Genomic DNA, 19692 nt, shown 5'->3' on the forward strand with positions numbered 1-19692 from the left:
ACGGCCTTGCTATCGATAGAGGCCTGTCAGCGGCGCCCGGCGTCATGGCGAGGCTGCTCGCGAGGAGGCCGTCTTGTCGATGATGGTTGCCAGCGCCGCTCCGAACTCGCTCGGCGATGTCGTCCGCCTGGCGCGTGGCCAACTCGTTGTGCTTTTCCTGCTCAGCGTCACCTCCAATATCTTGATGCTGACCGGCTCGATCTTCATGCTGCAGGTCTATGACCTCGTCATACCGAGCCGTTCACCCGAAACGCTGGTGGCGTTGACGGCGCTGGTGGTGGTGCTGTTCGGTTTTTATGCCTGCATCGAGTGGATCCGGGCGCGCATGGCCGGGCGCATCGGGGGACTGCTCCACGACCGGTTGAGCCAGCGCCTCTTTCCGCTCACCATGCGGATGAAGATCAACCAGAGCCATTTGCGCCTCAGCAATCCGGTGCAGGATCTCGACCAGGTGCGCCTCTTCGTGTCCGGACCGGGGGCCATATCGCTGCTCGATGTGCCGTGGGTGCCGATCTATCTGGCGCTGGCCTTTTATCTCCACCCCTGGCTGGGGACGATGGCGCTGGCCGGTGGCGTCGTGATGACGCTGCTGCTGGTGCTCAACGAGCTCAATTCACACCGGCCGGCCATGGCGACCACGGCTGCGGCGGCGGAACGGGCAGCGCTCTCGCGCGATGCGGACAATAATGCCGAATCGATCTTTGCCATGGGCATGCAGGACGCGGTTACCCATCGCTGGGCCCGGGCCGCCGAGCAATTGGTGCGCACCCAGACGCGCTCCTTCGACCGCGTGGCGTTCTATAGCTCGATCACCAAGGGCTTTCGCTATCTGCTGCAATCGGCGGTGCTGGCGCTGGGGGCTTATCTGGTGATCCAGAACCAGGCGACGGGCGGCATCATGATCGCCGCCTCGATCCTGACGTCGCGAGCGCTAGCGCCGATCGAACAGGTGGTCGCCCATTGGCGCAATTTCGTCAGCGCACGGCAGGCGGGCGTGCGCGTCAATCGCATGCTGCAGGCTGCCGCGCGGGTCGAGCGGCCAACCCGCCTGCCCATCAAGCGGCAGACGCTGAGCGTGGAAAATCTTGCGACCGGCATCGACGCCGACCATGCTCCGGTGGCACGGGGCGTGACCTTCACGCTCAATGCCGGGGATGGCTTGGGGATTATCGGTCCCTCGGGGGCGGGCAAATCTTCCGTCGCCCGGGCGCTGGTGGGTGTCTGGCCGGTGCTTTCGGGAGCAATCCGGCTCGATGGCTCGGAGCTGGCCCATTACGATCCGCTCGAACTGGGCGCCGCCATTGGCTATCTGCCGCAGGCGGTGGAACTGCTCGACGGGACGATCGCCGAGAATATCGGCCGGTTTGACGAGCGCCATGACACGGAGGCCATTCTGGCCGCAGCCAGTGCCGCGGGCGTGCATGAGCTTATCGCCTCCCTGCCCAATGGCTATGAAACCCATCTGGGCGCGCACGGCTCAAACCTTTCGGCGGGGCAGCGCCAGCGCATCGGCCTGGCGCGGGCGCTCTATGGAAATCCGTTCCTGATCGTGCTCGACGAGCCCAATTCCAATCTCGACATGGAGGGCGACGAGGCGCTGACCATTGCCATACTGAATGCCCGCAAGGGCGGCGCCATCGTCGTGATCGTCGCCCATCGCCCGAGCGCCATCGCGGCCGTCGACAAGCTGATGTTCATGCGCGACGGCCGGCAGGTGGCCTTCGGCAATAAGGGGGAAGTGCTCGAACAGGTGGCGCTGCCGCCAGCGCAGGCGCGACATGCGTAATCCGCTCCAGATCGGCAGGCCGAAGATAAGTCCCCTCAAACCGCAGGATCATTTCCTGGGCAGTCTGCACCGCCACGCGCTGCTCGGACTGATGGTCATTGCGGTGCTGTTCCTGGGGCTGGGGGGCTGGGTGGCGCTGGCGCAGGTGCAAGGCGCGGTGATTGCCTCGGGCATTGTCGTCGTCGAGGGCGGGTCGCGAAAAGTGCAGCACCCCGAGGGCGGGATTGTCCGCGAGATCCTGGTGCAGGACAATGACACGGTTACGGCCGGCCAGCTGCTGGTTAAGCTTGACGACGTGTTTGCGCGGGCAGAACTGGGCGTGATGAAGACCCAGCTGCGCGAGGCTTTGGGGACCAGCGCTCGGCTCGCTGCCGAGAGCGTGGGCAGCACCTCGATGGAAATGCCCGAAATCCCGAGCGTGCTCGAAGGCGATCCGCTCCTGGAAAAGGCGATGAAGGACCAACTCCGCCTGTTGCTGACGCGCAAACAATCGCTCGACAGTTCGGTGTCCCGGATCGGCGAATTGATCACGGAAAAGGAGGCACTGATCGAGGGGCAGGAGGCCCAGATCACCGCCTATACCAACCAGCTCGATATCGTGACGGCCGAACTGGCGCAGCTCGAGACCCTCACCGGGCAGGCGCTTGTGTCGGCCCAGCGGGTCAATGAAGTGCGGCGGAGCAAGGCGGAGATCGAGGGGCAGTTGGCCGGCGTACGCTCGGCCATAGCCTCGACGCAGAGCTCGATCGCCGAATTGCGGTTGCAGTCGGACCAGACCGTGAGCGATTTCCGATCCCAGGCGCTGGGCGAATTGCAGAGCGTGTCCCAGACCATTGCCGAGGTTGGCGAGAAGGTCATCGCCGCCGAGGCACGGCTGGCGCGGCTCGAGATCCGCGCGCCTGTCGACGGCACGGTGCATGAATCGAGCGTGCATACGGTGGGTGGAGTGGTTTCGCCGGCCGATGTGCTGATGCTGATCGTGCCGCGGGCCGTGCACCTCGTGGTGGATTTGCGGGTCAGTCCGACCGAGGTCAGCCGGCTTCATGTGGGACAGGCGGCCGATATCCGGCTGTTGAGCTTTGACACGCGCAGCACGCCGCTGTTGGTGGGTACGGTTGACGCCATCGCGCCCGATCTGTTGCGGGACCCGCTGACGGGGATGGATTATTTCTCGGTGCGCGTGGATGTGGCGGACGCGGAACTGGCCAAGCTGCCTGCCGAGGCGCAGTTGGCACCGGGCATGCCGGCGGAAGGATTTTTCCAGACGGGCGAGCGGTCCGTCTGGTCCTATCTGATGGGGCCGGTCGAAGAGCGGTTCATGCGGACGTTCCGCGAAGGCTGATCAGATCTGGAAATTGCTGTTCTTGCCGGTTTCGTAGCGGCACTTGTTCAGGACGACGCCGAGGAGATGGGTGCGCTCGCGCATCTGGCGCTCGCAGACGTCGATGTCGTCGATCGTGCTTTCCTCGGCGGCGACGACAAGCAGGGAGGCCTCGACCCGCGGCAGCAGGCCAAGGCAGTCGTCGCCCTCCAGCAGGGCGGGAAGATTGTAGAGGATGATGTCGGCGTCGAGTTCGGCTTTCATCCGCGCCAGGACTTCTGCAGCGCCGGGGCTGTGCAGCAGTTCGGCGACGTAATTGGTGCCGGGGGCGCTGGTGCCGATGGCCAGATTGTCGCCCAGGCGGACGAGGAAATCCTCGGTGCGGCAGCGGCCACGCAGGAAATCCTCGGTCGAATAGCGGCCCGAATGACCAAAGATGCGCGACAGGTTCGGCCGGCTCAATTCAAGGTCGATCAGGGCGACCTTGAATTTTTCGTGCTTGGCCAGGCTTATGGCGAGGTTTGCCGCAACGGTCGCCTTGCCGCAGTTTTCGGTCGGGGCGGAAATGCCCAGGATAGTCCAGCCTTTGTCGCGGGAGTCCTGCAGCACTTTGGTGCGCATGACGTCGAAGGCGGCCGAGCCGGGATGTCGCCGTGTCAGCGAGATGATCCTGTGCCGTTCGAGGCGCCAGAGGTCGATTTCGAGGGCGGGCATGTGGGACCAGGATAGCGTCGGCTTGGCGGCCGTATTGAGCGTGCCCAGTTCTCCGTCGAGGGTGTCCATGATCTATCGGCCCGATCTGGTTTTGGAGGATGCAGCAAAGGCTGGGGACGGGAAGGGAGTGGAGGGCGCATTACGGTGTGCCCCCATCCCCAGCCGCGTGCCAAGGCCCTTGAAGAAGCGGTTGAGCCAGCCATAGCCGCGCGCGGGGCGGCTGATATGGGGCACGGTGATAAAGGGGACGATCTGCAGCCGCGAGACCATTTCCGCGGGCCGGCGAATGCGCTTGTTGAGCAGTTCGGGCACGACCAGGGTGGCGAGGGCGACGGCCAGCGCGGCCAGCCCGCCGCCAAGGATGAGCATTCGCTGGCCGGGACCCTGGGGCCGCTGCGGGGCGACGGCACTCTCGATCAGGGACAGGCGCTCGCCCTTGAGCAGCAGTTCGATCTGCTGGCCAGTTGACGCTTCGGCGAGGCGGGAGACGGTCACGTCATATTGCGCCTGCAGGTTCTGGCGGTCGCGCTGGAGGGAATTGAGGGCGGTCTCGACGCCGGGCGTGGCCTCGATGGAGGCGGTGAGCGCGGCGAGCGATTTGTTGAGCTGTTCGCGCTCGTCGGCGATTTCATCCAGGCGCTCGCGGATGTCGAACATTTCCGAGCTCTGGATGGCGGATTGCTCGTCGCCTTCGCCCTCGCCGGTCTGGTTGGTGGCCATCAGGCTCTTTTCGAGCGTGTCGATCCGGTTGCGCAGCGCCACGATGGTGGGGCTGTCCTCGGTGAAGGCGGCGCGCTGCTGCACGAGCAATTGGCGGAGGGAGGCCAGGGTCTGTTCGTCCGGGGTGACCGGATTGGCAATGAGGCTGAGCGGACGGGACTGCAGGGCAAGACGACGCCGATTGAGCCCGGCCTCTTCCTGGGCCAGGACGAGCAGCCGGCTCTGCTGATTGGTCTGCTGGTTGCGGCGGAAATCGATGCTGTCCGGCAGGGCGTTGAAATTGGTGTTCTTGAACGAAAGGATCTGCTCCTCGACGAGGCGCAGCGAGGCATTGAGGCGGGCAGTTTCCTTATTGAAGAAGGTCACGGTTTCGCGCGCGCGCTCGGTCCGGAGTTCGACGTCCTTCTTGAGGATCATCGAGACGAGATCATTGACGACATCGGCAGCGGTGCCCGGGCGATCAGCCTTGAAGGAAATCTGAAATACGGTGGCGGTTGCGCCGCTGCCCGTGCCGATCGGTATCGGCAGGATGCCGAGACGGGCCTGCATGTCGGTGACGATATCGGCGTCGGTCAGCAGGGGCTTGCTGACGTAGAGTTTGAAGCGATCGGCGAGATCGAGCAGGTTCTGGCGGGAGAGCACGTCTTCCTGAATGATCTGGAATTGCTCGGCGGCACCGGTGGGAACAGTGGATTTGGCGAGATCGGTTGGGATCTGCGGTGATTCGACCAGGATTCGCGCCGTCGCCTGATAGGACACCGGCCAGAGGGAAATCCCGGCGAGAAAGGCTGCGCCGGCGAGGACCAATACCGTTATGAAAACAGGCAAGCGGCGGCGAAACAGGGCGAAATAGAAACTGAAATCAAAATTGGACAATGCCGTCTCCTGCCTCACGCAACGCGGTTTCTGCATCCGCATGATGGATGCGTGGTGTCTGAGGGATGAGGATAAGGGACCGTATGGGCTTCACTATTGCCAACATGGGTAGTCATCGCCGCGCGCTAGGCCGCTTGGGCTAAGCCGCACTGGTCGGTTCTGGTCGAACCCGGGGCGGGATACGATGCCGCACCAAAGCTTTGACAGGGGCGGATCGAACCATGCCGAAATTGCAACAGCGACCCAGATCGCAAAGACGTCTCTTGTTCTGGGCAGTCCTGATGGCATCGGTCGCCGCATCGCCCCTCGTGGCGAGGGCGGAGGCCCTGGTGCCGATGACCCGGCTCAAGCTCACCGTCGTGCAGTTCGTGCCGTCGCTGGGTGAATATCGGCGGTGGGACGCCCTTGGTGGCGAATTCGACGTCGCGGCCGACGGGACGATCAATATTCCCTCTCTGGGCGCGATCTCGACCAAGAGTTTCTCAGCCGACCAGCTCGGCGCGGAGATCGCCACGCAATTGCAGCAGAAGCTCGGGCTGATCGAAAAGCCGGATGCTTCGGTGCAGGTGTTGAAATATCCGCCCATCTATGTGGCAGGCAATGTGACGACGCCGGGAGAATTCGAATATCGACCGGGCATGAGCGTGATCCAGGCCGTGGCCATGGCGGGTGGCGAATTGCGCTCCGACGGCGCCGGCGGGGCGAGTGAAACGATCCGGCTCGAAACCGACATCAAAGGCTTCGACAGCGACATATTGCGCCTCGAGGCGCGGCTGGCACGGCTGAGGGCCGAGTTCGCGCTGGATAAGGAGATCAGTTTTCCGGTGCTGCTCGATGCCGCCGATCCGGCGGTGTCCGAAATCATGGCGCAGGAGCGGCGCATCTTTGAGGCGCATGCCAATGAGATGGCGCGGCAGAAAACCGGCCTTGTCGATCTCGATGCGCTCTATCATGCCGAAATCGACGCCCTCGAACAAAAGCTGGCGGCAGTGGACGAGCAAATTGCCCGTACCGGTCAGCAGGTCGAATCGATCCGCGACCTGGTGGCGAAAGGGTCTGCGACAACGTCCCGATTGAGCGATGTGGAGCGCGAACTGGCCAATCTGCGGTCCGAGCGGCTCGACATCATCATCGCCACGATGACGGCCCGTGAAAACCTCAACCACTCCCAGCGCGACCTGGCCAAGCTCGAGGACGAGCAGCAGTCGGAAACGGCGCGGCTCCTGCAGCAGGACCAGGCGAGCCTTGAAAAGATCCTCCAGCAACAATCTGCCGCCCGCCGCATGCTGGTGAAGTCTATCGAGACCGACAGCAATATCGTGCTGGCCGCACAGATCCAGACAACACTGGTCTATTCTATCGTGCGGCAACAGGACGGAGAAACCGTCACCCTGCCGGCAACGGAAATCAGCCAGCTGCAGCCGGCCGATCTGATCAAGGTGACATTGGTGGAAACGCCGATTGGACAGACGGATACGGCGATGGCGCCGGCTCCGTAGCCGGCGCGGAATGCAGGGTCGGCGCGGAATGCTGGGGTCGGCGCCGGCTTAATAGCCAGTGCCGCCCAGAACCACGCCGATCGTCCTGAACATGGTCCGGACATCTGTGGCAGCCGAAACGGTTGCCCAATAGAGCTCGTCGTAGCGGGCCCGCTCGGCAAAGCTGCAATTGTTGCGCTCGCTGATCTGCCAGAGCCCGGTCAGGCCCGGCCGCAGATCGTAATAGGCCAGTCCCTCGTAGAGCAGGCGCTGCTGCGGCATCATCGGACGCGGGCCGACAATGCTCATGTCCCCGACGAGCACATTCCACAATTGGGGCAGTTCATCGAGCGAATAGCGGCGCAGGAACGGTCCGATCGCGGTCAGGCGCGGATCGCGGCGCAGCTTCTGGTGCTTGTCCCATTCGGCTTTCTCGGCGGGATTGGCGTCGAGATAGGCGACGAGGGCCTTGTCCGCATCCGGCACCATGGAGCGCAGTTTCCAGAGCAGGAAGATGTGGCCATGACGGCCGATACGCGGCTGCCGGTAGAAGGCCGGTCCGCCATCCATCCTGACCAGAAGCGCCAGGACCAGGACCAGCGGCACGACAAGCACAGCGCCGACAAGGACCATGGCGATGTCCATCAGGCGCTTGCCGGCTGCATAGGCCTGCCGCCCCCTGGTCAGGGGCATCCAGGCGGAGCGCGCACGCGCGCCCAAGACCGCCTGGCCTTCAACGAATTGATCGAGCATTTTCGTCCCCAAAAATAAAAGTGTGGGAACGTTAGTCGCGATCCGCCCAACCAGAATTCCGCCGAGAGGACTAGGGGGAGGCTGAGATGACGAGGATTTGCCCCGTCCGATTAGCCGATAGTTAACCACGTTAGGGTTTCCGGCGCCGTTTGTTGCCGGAGGACTAGGCTTAACGGGGGATTAACAGGCCGTCCGGCGCATGACTCAATCCCGGCGCTACCCTTTTGGACAGTCCCATAGTCGACTTGGGCTAGGGGCCAAAACAGGGGTCCACATGCCCCGGTATCCGCTTACCAAAATGTAGGTATTTGGGCCGCACGCCGGCACGCCTAGCGTCCCCGGAATGCCTTTGAAGGGCAGGGGAGGCGGGAGCATGCGCAAAGTACTAGTCGTCTATGGAACACGACCAGAGGCCATCAAGATGGCGCCCCTGATCACCGCCATGGAGGCATCGGATCACCTGGAGCCCATTGTCGTGGTGACGGGGCAGCACCGGCAGATGCTGGACCAGGTCAATGCCATATTCGGCATCAAGCCGCGCTACGACCTCAATATCATCGCGGACCGGCAGCGCCTCGAAGGCATCACCGCCCGGGCGCTGGAGGGGATCTCCGACGTGCTCGAGATCGAGCATCCCGATGCGGTCATGGTGCAGGGCGATACAACGACATGCTTTGCCGGAGCATTGGCCGCGTTCTACACCAAGGCGCCGGTCATCCATGTCGAGGCGGGCCTGCGGACCTATACCGCCTTCGATCCCTTCCCTGAGGAAATGAACCGCAGCATGGTCTCGCGCCTTGCAGCGCTACACCTGGCGCCGACGGAAACGGCGCGGCAAAACCTTGTGGCGGAGGCAATCGATCCGCGTCGGATCGTGGTGACGGGCAATACGGTGATCGACGCCTTGCTCGATGTCGCCTCGCGCCAGATCCCGCCGGTGAACCCCGATCTGCTGCGGCTCGATGGAAGGCGCACCATCCTCGTGACGGCGCATCGGCGCGAATCCTGGGGCGAGCCCATGGCGCGCGCGGCTCGGGCCATGGCGCGCCTTGCCCATGCCTTCCCCGACATTCAGATGCTGTTGCCCGCCCATCTCAACCCGGCGGTGCGCGAAATCCTGCTGCCCGAGCTCGACGGCATCGAGAATATCATCATCACCGATCCGCTCGGCTATAGCGACTTCATCTACGCCATGAACAAGTCCGATATCGTCTTGACCGACAGCGGTGGCGTGCAGGAAGAGGCGCCGAGCCTGGGCAAGCCGGTGCTGGTGATGCGGGAAACGACGGAGCGCCCGGAGGCGGTGCTGGCCGGGACGGTATCGCTGGTGGGGACGGATGAAAATCTGATCTTCGACCAGGCGAGCCGGCTTTTGACCAACCAGCTCGCCTATGATGCGATGGCAAAGACCGTCAATCCCTATGGTGACGGTCTTGCCTCGGAGCGCAGCGTGCAATCAATCGAGCACTTCTTCGGCTATGCCGAGCGGCCGATCGACTTCGTGCCGGGCGAGCGGGCTCACGCCCACGCGCCTCGGGTGTCGTAGACCACCTTGCCATTGTGGCGGGTGTGGCGCAGCGCCTTGAAGGCGTCGTGCTCGACCAGGAGAACGATGATGTCGGCCCTGTCTACCGCCTCCCCGGCATTGGTGAGGCGGAGATTGGCGTTGCCGACGAGTTCGGCGGGCAGGGTGTCGACATAGGGATCGGCGACCATGATCTCGACCTCCGGCAGGGCGCTGGCAATCAGGCCCACGACCTCGATCGCCGGGCTTTCCCTGATGTCATCGACATTGGCCTTGAAGGTGAGGCCGAGGCACGCCACCGAGGGGCTGACGAAGCGCTTGGCCTTGGCGACGACGCGGTTGGCCACGTGGCGGGGCTTGTGGTCGTTGACCTCGCGCGCGGTGCGGATGAGCTTAGCCAGGTCCGGCGCGGCCGCCACGATGAACCAGGGATCGACGGGAATGCAGTGGCCGCCGACGCCGGGGCCGGGTGACAGGACGTTGACGCGGGGATGCTGGTTGGCAAGCTTGATGACTTCCCAGACATCGAGCCGCAAATGTTCGGTGATGAGCGAGAGCTCATTGGCGAAGGCGATGTTGACGTCGCGATAGGCGTTCTCGACCAGCTTGGCCATTTCCGCGCTGGCAGCATCGGTGAGGAGGATCTCGCCCTGCGAGAACACCCGGTAGATGCTGGCGGCCTTGATGGCGCAACTCGTGGTCAACCCGCCGACGACCCGGTTATTGGTGATCATCTCGATCATGATCCTGCCGGGCAGGACGCGCTCGGGACAGTGCGCGACGGCGATATCGGCATTGGCGCCGACGACGTGGGGCATGGCGAGGTCTGGACGGGCGGCGCCGATCCAGCGGCTGACCAGTTCGGTAGTGCCCGGAGGGCTGGTGGATTCCAGCACCACGATATTACCCGGGCGCAGTTTGACTGCGACCTGCTCGGCGGCGGTCTTTACATAGGAGAGGTCGGCCGTGTGGTCGTCATTGAACGGCGTCGGCACCGCGATGATGAAGGCGTCGGCCTCGGGAATGTCGCGGGACATGGAGAGGCGGCCCATGGCAACGGCACCGCTGACAGCGACGGCGAGGTCGGGCTCGATGAAGGGGGCCTCGCCGCGCGAAATGGTTTCGACGATGCGCGGATTGACGTCGACGCCGGTGACCTGCACGCCGCGCGTGGCAAGCACGGTCGCGGTGGGCAGGCCGATGTAACCCATTCCGACGACGACGAGATTGCCGCTGAAGACTTCGTTCAACATGATATTTCCTATGGTGAGATTTGAAGGCGTGAAGGCTGCGCCGGATCGGATGCCGGCAGGCGTTGCAGTTCGGCGCTGGGGCGCACGAGCTCGCGCAGGGTGAGACTGACAAAGGCGGTGTTGGTGGTGAGGTAGCGCTTCCAGAGGCGCCGGGGCTCCTGGAGCAGGCGATATGCCCATTCGAGGCCCATGCGCTGCCAGAGCAGGGGCGCACGCCTCGTGAGGCCGGCGAGGACGTCGAAGGACCCGCCGACGCCATGCAGTACCGGCACGCCCAGATGATCCTGGAACCGCCGGAGGAAGATTTCCTTCTTGGGCGAGGGCATGCCGAGGAACAGCATGTCCGGACGCGCATCGCGGATCCTGTCGGCGACGGCTTTCGCCTCGGCCTCGGTGTAATAACCGTCCTGGCTGCCGACGATCTCGGCGCCGGGCCAGCGCTGGCCGATTTCCTGCACCAGGGCGGCCAGAACCTGGGGCGTGGCGCCAAGCAGATAGATGCGCCGGTGTTCGGTGTCGGCGAGACCCAGCAATTGGACGAAGAGATCGATGCCGGCGACGCGTTCGGGCAATTTGTGTCCAAGCACGCGGCTCGCCCAAACCACCGATTGCCCGTCGGCCAGCAGCATGTTGCAGTCGAGAATGGCGTTGCGAAGCTCGGTATTGTTCTGAAGGCTGACGATCTTGGCGGCGTTGAGCACGCCTACCAGCAGGGTGCGCCGCGTCTCCAGCGCCAGTCGGCAGCGCTGCAGGGCCTCCTCCATACAGATCGCGTCCACACGTAGCCCGTACAGCAGGCCGGACCCCTTCAAAGGCTGGCCGAATTGGGTTCCACCCGTGACCAATGTCATTGATCCCTCCCTAGCGAGGAGGTGACGCTATGCGGCGTCGCAAAGACCCAACAATCAGTCGGATAGGTGCGGGGGAGGTATCTTACGAGTGCCCGGGCGTCGGAGGGCGTCCAATTGGGGCGTAATTATGACTAGGGAAATAAGCACAACGACGCTCCGATAGCTCAAATCACTAGTGTACCGCTCGTCTGCCAGAAGCTGATGTGCCAACTGCTATTTGGAGGCGCAGATGGCCGTGAAAACCTCAGGCCAGCCCGATGCCAAGGGCCTGGAACACCGCAAACTGGCAGTCATCATCGTGACCTACAATAGTGGGGATACGCTGGGAGGGCTTCTCGACACTCTGGGCGCGGGGCTGGCCGGCATCGGGCAGACCGAAATCGTCGTCGTCGACAACGCCTCGGCCGATGATTCCGTCGCCATCGCGCTGAGACATCCCATTGGGGTGCGGGTGGTCCAGACGGGGCGTAATGGCGGATACGCAGCCGGCATCAATGCCGGTTCGGCGACCATCTCTCCGGATGCGGACCTGCTTATTCTCAACCCGGACATCCGGGTTGCGCCTGGATCGGTGGCCCATCTCATGCGGCGATTGTCACCCAATATCGGCATCACCGTGCCGCGCATCCTGCATGAGGACGGAACGCTGTTTCATTCGCTGCGCCGCGAGCCATCGCTGCAGACGGCCTGGGCCGACGCGCTGCTCGGCACAAAGCTCGGCTATGGGCTCGATCAGGGCGAGTGCGTCTGCAATGACGGCCGCTATGAGCGGACGGGGCTCGTCGACTGGGCCAGCGGCTCGGCGCTGCTGGTGTCGTCGCATGCGCGCGCCAGCATTGGGCCCTGGGACGAGAGCTTCTTTCTCTATAGCGAGGAAGTGGACTATCAGCGGCGCATACGGGAGGCCGGCCAGCACATCGCCTTCGTCCCCGAGGCCGTCTTCATCCATATCGGGGGCGAGTACAGCCGCAATGCCAGGCTCTATGCTCTGCTGACCGCCAATCGCATCATCGATTACGAGCGCCACCATGGCGCTTTCGTCAATGTGATCTTTCGGCTGGCCGTGCTCAGCGGGGAGCTGCTGCGCAGCATCGGCGGCTCGGCGGTGCATCGCGCTGGGGTTCATGCGGCCTGGGACAAGTTTTCGGTGCAGCGCCAGCCCAGCCCGCAGCCCTCGGCCAGGGGGGCATGAACACTTTACTAGATCGGATCGGGATCAGTCCTAATCCCATAGGGCGATAGGCAGTCCAGTGAAATACCGATCTGATCGATCTGGAGGCGCAGGGTCAAAGTCAGCTGCGTCCATTAGCAGGGTCGAAAGACGGCCGTCCAGGCAGCGTTCGTGGCGCTGCGGACACGGCGGTGTTTCCTGCGCAAGCCGGGCGTCGGGCCGGGCCGGGAGGATGGCCCGCCCGACACCTGGTTTTCAGAGGTATTGGTCGCCGCAGCCGACGGTCTAGCTCTCGGGGATACCGCTAACCCTTCGGCTGATTTTCTACTCCCCGGACGCGTGGGACAAGTCTGGAAGAGGAGCAAACAAGATGTCAGTGGAACGCTTCAGCATCGCCGAGAAGCAGCGCACCAACCAGTCCCAATTGAGCTGGGTGGGAATGTCATCCTTGGCCCGCGCGACGCGGGATGGCTCGAGGGCACAGCGGTTCCGCCGCGGTAGCGAACAGGCCCGCTTCGCCGTGTCGCGGGATGCCGGCAGTCCGGTGATGCCGCTCCGCGAAAAGCACGCCCTGGCGAAGACTGACTGGCTGCGCGGCACTGACAATCCCCTGGCCAGCTCTTCGGCCGTGATCGGCGGCATGGCCGCGCCCGTGTCCTATTTCTCGGGGAGTGCGAGCGCCGGTGCGAGCCAGGTCTTCGCCCCGAAAGCCTATGAACCCATTGCCACACCATCCCTCCTTTCGACGCCTCCGGCGGATAGTGGAGTGGTGGGCGGAACCGATTTGTCGGCGACGGCGTCAGCGATCGCTCCAGTGACTTCGGGAGCGCCATCGACAGGGCCGTCTGCGGAAACCGGGCAAACATCCGGGGCCGGCGCAAGCGTCTCGCCCGCCACCGCGCAATCCCCGACCAAGGCCCTGACCGCGCCGTCCGGCTCAAATTCCGTCGGAGCGCCCGAGACCGAGCAGACAAATTCCGCGGCGATGCTCGACTGGCGCACCAGCTGGATCAACGCGGCGGGCACGACGCCCTGTGGCAGTTGCACGGGCCGGGCCTGCACCATGTGCTCGATCCGCACAGGGGGACCTGCAGCGAGCAATGGCCAGCCGACCGGGTATTCGCAGCGCGTCCTCGACCTTTATGAACCGGAAGAGAGCGCGGCGAGCGGGGACAGCATGGGCCTTGCCCGGACCGTCAGCGCCGCTCTCGTGAACCTGGACGCCGCGCCCAATGCGATCGTCCTCGAGAACATGAAGCAGGGGACGCCCGAGAGCGAATGGCTGATCGACCAGCACGATTCGACGATCGAGGGCTTCGCCTCCCAGTTCACGCTCAATCACGGGGAAACGGTCGATTTCAAGATCAGCACTGATTCCAAGAACTACAAGATCGATGTCTATCGCCTTGGCTATTACAATGGCGACGGCGCCAGGTTGATGCACACCATCAATCGGAATTTGACTACGGCTCAATCTCAGCCCTTGCCCATATTCGATCCGGAGACCAAGCTGGTCGATGCCGGAAACTGGTCGGTCACGGCGTCCTGGGATATCCCGGACGATGCCGTCTCGGGGGTCTATTTCGCCAAGCTGACGCGCCTCGACGGCTCGATGGGCGAAAACATGATCCCCTTCATCGTTCGCAACGATGAAGCTCCCAGCGACGTCACCTTCCAGACCGCCGATACGACCTGGCAGGCGTATAATTGGTGGGGCGGCTACAATTTTTACGGCGGTGTCGACGGCGGCCTGCGCACCGGGCGCGCCAGCAAGGTCAGCTATAACCGGCCCATCATCACCCGCGATGGCGGTTTTGCGGCCGGGCCGCAGGACTACATCTTCGGCGCCGAATACTCGGCCATCCGCTTTCTCGAGCAGAATGGCTACGACATCAATTACATCTCCGGCATCGACGCTGCTGCAGACGGCGCACAGCTCTTGAACAGCAAGATCTTCCTGTCGGTCGGGCACGACGAATATTGGTCGGCCGAACAGCGCGCCAATGTCGAAGCGGCGCGCGATTCTGGGGTCAATCTGTCGTTTTGGAGCGGCAACGAAGTCTATTGGCAGACCCGCTGGGAGACCAGCATCGATGGCACGGGGACCCCGTACAAGACGCTCGTTTCCTATAAGGAACGCTGGGACAACAGGGATAGCGATCCGGACGGGACGACGTCCACATGGCGCGATCCGGTGCTCGGGTCAGGAAAGCCGGAGAATGCGCTCACCGGCACGATGTTCACGGTGGATTCGTATCGGCTCGACGCGATCGACGTGCCCTATGACATGTCCAATCTGCGGTTCTGGCGCAATACCGACGTCGCCAATACCAATCCCGGCGAGGTCTATACGCTCACCAAGAACCTGCTCGGCTATGAGTGGGATTCCGATGTCGACAACGGCTTCCGTCCGGCGGGCCTGGTGCCGCTGTCCTCCACGACGGTCGACGTCAATACGCTGCTGCTCGACTATGGTACATCGACCGGCCCCGGCACGGCCGACCACAGCCTGACGCTTTATCGTGCGCCCAGCGGGGCGCTGGTATTCGGCGCGGGCACTGTCTACTGGTCCTGGGGCCTCGACAGCCACCACGACCTCGAGACGACGCCGATCGACCGCAATGTGCAGCAGGCGATGATCAATCTGTTCGCCGATATGGGCGTGCAGCCGACGACGCTGATGCAGAGCCTCGTTGCGGCCGCCCAGACGACGGACAATGCGGCGCCGACGACGGTGATCAATCCGCTGAGCGAACCGCTCGAGGCGGCCAAGACAGTCACCATCACCGGCACGGCGACGGATGCCGGTGGCGGCCTTGTTTCGGTGGTGGAAGTGTCCACCAATGGCGGTCAGTCCTGGCATCGCGCCAAGGGCTCCAATAGCTGGAGCTATAGCTGGACGCCGCTGGTTGGCGGCAATTACACGATCCTGTCGCGCGCCGTCGACGACAGCATCAATCTCGAAACTCCCGGTGCCGGCCGGACCGTTACGGTCGACCAGGGCGGATCGGGCACGCTTTTCGGCCCGGGCGATTTGCCGACGACACCCTTCAACCAGGACGATCGGCCGGTCAATCTGGGGGTCACATTCTCCTCGAACCAGTCTGGCAGCATTGTCGGGCTGCGCTATTTCAAGGGTACGGGCAATAGCGGCGAACATATCGGCTCGCTCTGGACTTCGACCGGGCAATTGCTGGCGCGCGCCACCTTCCGCAATGAAACGCCGAGCGGCTGGCAGACCGTCGTCTTCGACAATCCGATCTCGATAACGGCGGGCACGACCTATGTGGCCAGCAGCTACGGTATCGGTTATGCCGCGTCGCCGGACTATTTTACCTCGCCCAAGACCCGTGGTCCGCTCACCGCGACGGCCGGTACCTACTCGTATGACAGCGCCAGCGCCTTTCCCACGATCGATGCTTCGGGGACCAACTATTTCGTCGACGTGGTGTTCAGCGGCGTACCCACGCCCAATGCGGCGCCGATCGGCAATAATGACGACGGCTATCTGGTACAGCGCGACACGCCGATTACGTTCTCGATGGCTACGCTGCTCGCCAACGACACCGATCCCAATAATGACGAACTGACGGTGATCGGGGCGGGATCGGCCTCCAACGGTACCGTGACCTTCAATGCCGCAGCGCAGACCCTTACCTTCACCCCCGCCGCCGGCTATACCGGCCCGGCATCGTTCGGCTATTCGATCTCGGATGGACGCGGGGGAACGGGCGCGGCCATGGTCAACATGACCGTCGCCGCTGCCGTCAGCACCAGCACGCTGTTTCAGCCGACGGACACGCCAACCACTCTCAGCAATGCCGACGCTGCCCAGGTCAATCTGGGCGTCAAATTCGTGGCGTCTGCAGCCGGGGTCATCAGCGGGATCAAATATTACAAGAGTGCGCTCGATACGGGCACGCATACCGGCTCGCTCTGGAGCAGCACGGGCGCACTGTTGGCCACGGCCACTTTCGTCAACGAAACCGCTAGCGGCTGGCAGACCGTGATGTTCAGCAATCCCGTGCCGATCACGGCCGGGCAAACGTATGTTGCGAGCTATCACAGCAATGGCCACTATGCGACGACAAGCAATTACTTCGCTACAAGCCACACGAGCGGCCTGCTGACAGCGCCGGCCGGGGCCAATGGGGTCTATACCTACGGCACCGGAAATGTGATGCCGACCAGCTCGTTCGGATCGACCAATTACTGGGTCGACGTCATCATGAATTCGACGAGCGAGTCCACCAACAGATCTCCGGTGGCCACCAATGACAGTGGCTATTCGACGTCGCAGAATACGGCGTTGACGCTGAGTGCGACGACCTTGCTGGCCAATGACAATGATCCGGACAGTGATCCGCTTGTGATTAGCGGCGTCAGCAATGCGGTCAACGGCACGGCGGTGTTCAATGCGCAGACCAATTCGGTCGTGTTCACGCCGACCACCGGCTATTCAGGGGCTGCATCCTTCGTCTATTCGATCAGCGACGGGCGCGGCGGCACGGCCAGCGCAACTGTCGGACTGACCGTTTCGGCAGGAGCCAACCGACCGCCGGTCGCGACCAACGACACCGGAATTGGCGTACGCCGCAACGAAGCCGTGCAGATCACGGCGGCAAGCCTCTTGGCCAATGACAGTGATCCGGACGGCGACGCGCTGACCATTACCGGGGTCAACGGTGCGACGAACGGTACTGTGTCGTTCGACGCGACGAGCAATGTGATCACCTTTACGCCCACGACCGGGTACACGGGGGCGGCGAGCTTTACCTATTCCGTCGCCGATGGTCGGGGCGGCACGGCGTCTGCCGGGGTGTCGCTCGCGGTCACATTGCCGGTTAGCGGCGCCAATCTGTTTGCAGCCAATGCGACGCCGGTGACGACCACCGTAAATGATGGCTCCTCGGTGGAACTGGGGATGCGGTTCAGCGTCGCCCAGGCGGGCACAATCAACGGTATCCGCTTCTACAAGGGACCGCAGAATACCGGGACGCATACCGGCACGCTGTGGACCAGCACCGGAACCAAGCTGGGGACGGTCACCTTCACCAATGAGACGGCCAGCGGCTGGCAGTCGGCCAGCTTCGCGAGCCCGATCGCAGTGACGGCCGGCACGGGCTATGTCGTCTCCTATCACACGACATCAGGCTATTACTCCGCCACGAGCGCAACCTTCTCCGCCCCCATCACCAATAACGGGATTACTGCCGCGCAGACGGCCAGCGGGTCCGGCAATGGCAATGGACTGTATTCTTATGGCGCATCGAGCGTGTTCCCGACCAATAGCTACAACGCCACCAATTACTGGGTGGATGTGTACTATGCGCCGAGCACCAACAGGCCGCCTGTTGCCAATAATGACAGCGGCTATTCGACCCCCCAGAACACGGCGTTGACGCTGAGCGCGACGACACTTCTGGCCAATGACAGTGACCCGGACAGCGATCCGCTTGTGATCACCGGCGTCAGCAATGGGATCAACGGTACGGCGGTCTACAACGCGCAGACCAATTCGGTCGTGTTCACGCCGACCGCCGGCTATTCGGGCGCGGCCTCCTTCACCTATGCCATCAGCGATGGAAAGGGCGGCACTGCAAGCGCCAATGTTGGGCTCAATGTTGCCGCGGCAGCCAATCGGCCTCCGGTCGCCACCAACGACACCGGCATCGGCGTGCGGCGGAACGAGGCGGTGCAGATCACAGCGGCAAGCCTTTTGGCCAATGACACCGATCCCGATGGCGACGCGCTGACCATCACCGGGGTGAGCGGGGCCACCAATGGCACGGTCGCCTTCAACGCGGCGACAAATGTCATCACCTTCACCCCCGCCAACAATTATACCGGCGCGGCGAGCTTCACCTATTCCGTCGCTGACGGGCGCGGCGGCACGGCATCCGCCGGGGTGTCTCTGGCGGTTACCGCGACGGTCACCGGCGCCAATCTGTTTGCCGCCAATGCGACGCCGGCGACGACCACCGTGAATGATGGCTCCTCGGTCGAACTGGGGATGCGGTTCAGCGTCGCCCAGGCGGGCACGATCAATGGCGTGCGTTTCTACAAGGGACCGCAAAACACCGGGACTCATACCGGCACGCTGTGGACCAGCACCGGCACCAAGCTGGGGACCGTAACCTTCACCAATGAGACGGCCAGTGGCTGGCAGTCGGCCAGCTTTGCGAGCCCGATCGCGGTCACGGCAGGCACGAGCTATGTGGTCTCGTATCACACCACCAGTGGCTATTATTCGGCGACCGGTGCGACTTTCTCCGCCCCAATCACCAATAATGGGATCACCGCGGCGCAGACGGCCAGCGGGTCCGGCAATGGCAACGGGCTGTATTCGTACGGCGCATCGAGTGTGTTCCCGACCAATAGCTACAACGCCACCAATTACTGGGTGGATGTCTTTTACGAGCAAGGCACCAATACGGCGCCCGTCGCGACTGCAGATAGCGGCTTGACCGTACAGCCCAATACGGCGCTGCAGATCCAGGCGGCAACGCTTCTGGCCAATGATACCGACGCCAATGGCGATGCACTTACCATCACCGGCGTCAGCGGGGCCACGAACGGCACCGTGACCTTCAATGCCCAGACCAATGTGGTGACCTTCACGCCGACAAACGGCTATTCGGGCGCTGCCAATTTCACCTATTCCATCTCGGATGGCCGGGGCGGCACAGCGTCGGCCAATGTCGGGCTGAATGTGGCGGCCGCTCCTGTCTCCAGTGGCATCTCCCTGTTTCCAGCCAATTCGGTGCCGCAGACCGTCTCGGTCAACGATCCCAACGGGGTCAATCTGGGCATGAAGTTCACCAGCTCGCAAGCCGGCTTCATCACCGGGGCGAAGTTCTACAAGGGTCCCAACAATATCGGGCCCCATGAGGCAACGCTGTGGAGTTCCACCGGGACCAATCTGGGGCGGGTGACTTTCCAGAACGAAACCGCCAGCGGCTGGCAGACGGCCAATTTTGCCAACCCGATCGCCATCACCGCGGGCACGACCTATGTGATTTCCTATCACACGAACGGGAATTACTCGGTCAGCGGGAGAGGCTTCGAGCAAGCCATGACGTCCGGTCCGCTGACTGCACCCTCCAGCTCTTCGAGCGGCGGGAACGGGCTTTACGCCTATGGCACGTCCAGCGCCTTCCCGAACAGCAGCTACAATTCCGCAAACTACTATGTCGACGTCGTCTTCAACGCACAGCTCGCTTCCTGAGCCGTCACGCCAACTG

General features: G+C 63.3%; 11 protein-coding genes. 6 read left to right on the plus strand and 5 right to left on the minus strand.

All coding sequences use genetic code 11. The features are described from left to right. Positions 1-79 precede the first annotated feature (79 nt). Both N0P34_RS04690 and N0P34_RS04695 read left to right on the plus strand, forming a co-directional pair. Positions 80-1786, plus strand: a complete 1707-nt coding sequence (locus tag N0P34_RS04690; RefSeq protein WP_275606924.1) for a type I secretion system permease/ATPase — start codon at positions 80-82, stop codon at positions 1784-1786. Next, a complete protein-coding gene (locus N0P34_RS04695) occupies positions 1779-3128 on the plus strand; it encodes an HlyD family type I secretion periplasmic adaptor subunit (RefSeq protein ID WP_275605854.1) in 1350 nt (449 codons plus the stop codon). The genes N0P34_RS04690 and N0P34_RS04695 overlap by 8 nt, the downstream gene beginning before the upstream one ends. Here the strand turns inward: N0P34_RS04695 and N0P34_RS04700 are convergent, their stop codons facing one another. Both N0P34_RS04700 and N0P34_RS04705 read right to left on the minus strand, forming a co-directional pair. Beyond that, a complete protein-coding gene (locus N0P34_RS04700; protein WP_275605855.1) occupies positions 3129-3890 on the minus strand; it encodes a CpsD/CapB family tyrosine-protein kinase in 762 nt (253 codons plus the stop codon). A 3-nt stretch (positions 3891-3893) separates the two neighbouring features. Beyond that, positions 3894-5417 (minus strand): lipopolysaccharide biosynthesis protein, encoded by a 1524-nt coding sequence (locus N0P34_RS04705; protein WP_275605856.1) that lies wholly within the window; start codon positions 5415-5417, stop codon positions 3894-3896. Positions 5418-5698: 281 nt separating this feature from the next. Here N0P34_RS04705 and N0P34_RS04710 point away from each other — a divergent pair, with 281 nt between their 5' ends. Next, positions 5699-6916, plus strand: a complete 1218-nt coding sequence (locus tag N0P34_RS04710) for an SLBB domain-containing protein (RefSeq protein ID WP_275605857.1) — start codon at positions 5699-5701, stop codon at positions 6914-6916. Between the two features lie 48 nt (positions 6917-6964). Here N0P34_RS04710 and N0P34_RS04715 read toward each other — a convergent pair whose 3' ends face one another. Then, positions 6965-7648, minus strand: coding sequence for a sugar transferase (locus N0P34_RS04715; protein WP_275605858.1), 684 nt, complete (start codon positions 7646-7648; stop codon positions 6965-6967). A 373-nt stretch (positions 7649-8021) separates the two neighbouring features. Between N0P34_RS04715 and wecB the strand changes: the two genes are divergently transcribed. Next, entirely contained in the window at positions 8022-9194 is a 1173-nt protein-coding gene (wecB, locus tag N0P34_RS04720) for a UDP-N-acetylglucosamine 2-epimerase (non-hydrolyzing) (RefSeq protein WP_275605859.1), read from the plus strand. On the opposite strand, the gene wecC is transcribed toward wecB, so the two are convergent. Together wecC and N0P34_RS04730 are read right to left on the minus strand one after the other, a co-directional pair. Continuing rightward, positions 9167-10426, minus strand: coding sequence for a UDP-N-acetyl-D-mannosamine dehydrogenase (wecC, locus tag N0P34_RS04725; protein WP_275605860.1), 1260 nt, complete (start codon positions 10424-10426; stop codon positions 9167-9169). The genes wecB and wecC overlap by 28 nt on opposite strands. 8 nt (positions 10427-10434) lie before the next feature. Then, complete coding sequence (locus tag N0P34_RS04730; RefSeq protein ID WP_275605861.1) at positions 10435-11277, minus strand: WecB/TagA/CpsF family glycosyltransferase; 843 nt, start codon at positions 11275-11277, stop codon at positions 10435-10437. 229 nt (positions 11278-11506) lie between these two features. Between N0P34_RS04730 and N0P34_RS04735 the strand changes: the two genes are divergently transcribed. Both N0P34_RS04735 and N0P34_RS04740 read left to right on the plus strand, forming a co-directional pair. After that, entirely contained in the window at positions 11507-12469 is a 963-nt protein-coding gene (locus N0P34_RS04735) for a glycosyltransferase family 2 protein (RefSeq protein WP_275605862.1), read from the plus strand. 349 nt (positions 12470-12818) lie between these two features. Next, the gene (locus N0P34_RS04740; protein WP_275605863.1) at positions 12819-19676 is read left to right on the plus strand and encodes a DUF4082 domain-containing protein; all 6858 of its coding nucleotides are present in this window, start codon (positions 12819-12821) and stop codon (positions 19674-19676) included. The last annotated feature ends 16 nt before the right edge of the window (positions 19677-19692 follow it).

Source organism: Devosia sp. FJ2-5-3 (assembly GCF_029201545.1).
Lineage (GTDB): Bacteria > Pseudomonadota > Alphaproteobacteria > Rhizobiales > Devosiaceae > Devosia.

Bases quoted from the DNA above. Each gene is read 5' to 3' on its own strand.
- N0P34_RS04690 (WP_275606924.1), top strand. From the start codon at position 80: ATGATGGTTGCCAGCGCCGCTCCGAACTCGCTCGGCGATGTCGTCCGC.
- N0P34_RS04695 (WP_275605854.1), top strand. From the start codon at position 1,779: ATGCGTAATCCGCTCCAGATCGGCAGGCCGAAGATAAGTCCCCTCAAA.
- N0P34_RS04700 (WP_275605855.1), bottom strand. From the start codon at position 3,890: ATGGACACCCTCGACGGAGAACTGGGCACGCTCAATACGGCCGCCAAG.
- N0P34_RS04710 (WP_275605857.1), top strand. From the start codon at position 5,699: ATGGCATCGGTCGCCGCATCGCCCCTCGTGGCGAGGGCGGAGGCCCTG.
- N0P34_RS04715 (WP_275605858.1), bottom strand. From the start codon at position 7,648: ATGCTCGATCAATTCGTTGAAGGCCAGGCGGTCTTGGGCGCGCGTGCG.
- wecB (WP_275605859.1), top strand. From the start codon at position 8,022: ATGCGCAAAGTACTAGTCGTCTATGGAACACGACCAGAGGCCATCAAG.
- wecC (WP_275605860.1), bottom strand. From the start codon at position 10,426: ATGTTGAACGAAGTCTTCAGCGGCAATCTCGTCGTCGTCGGAATGGGT.
- N0P34_RS04730 (WP_275605861.1), bottom strand. From the start codon at position 11,277: ATGACATTGGTCACGGGTGGAACCCAATTCGGCCAGCCTTTGAAGGGG.
- N0P34_RS04735 (WP_275605862.1), top strand. From the start codon at position 11,507: ATGGCCGTGAAAACCTCAGGCCAGCCCGATGCCAAGGGCCTGGAACAC.
- N0P34_RS04740 (WP_275605863.1), top strand. From the start codon at position 12,819: ATGTCAGTGGAACGCTTCAGCATCGCCGAGAAGCAGCGCACCAACCAG.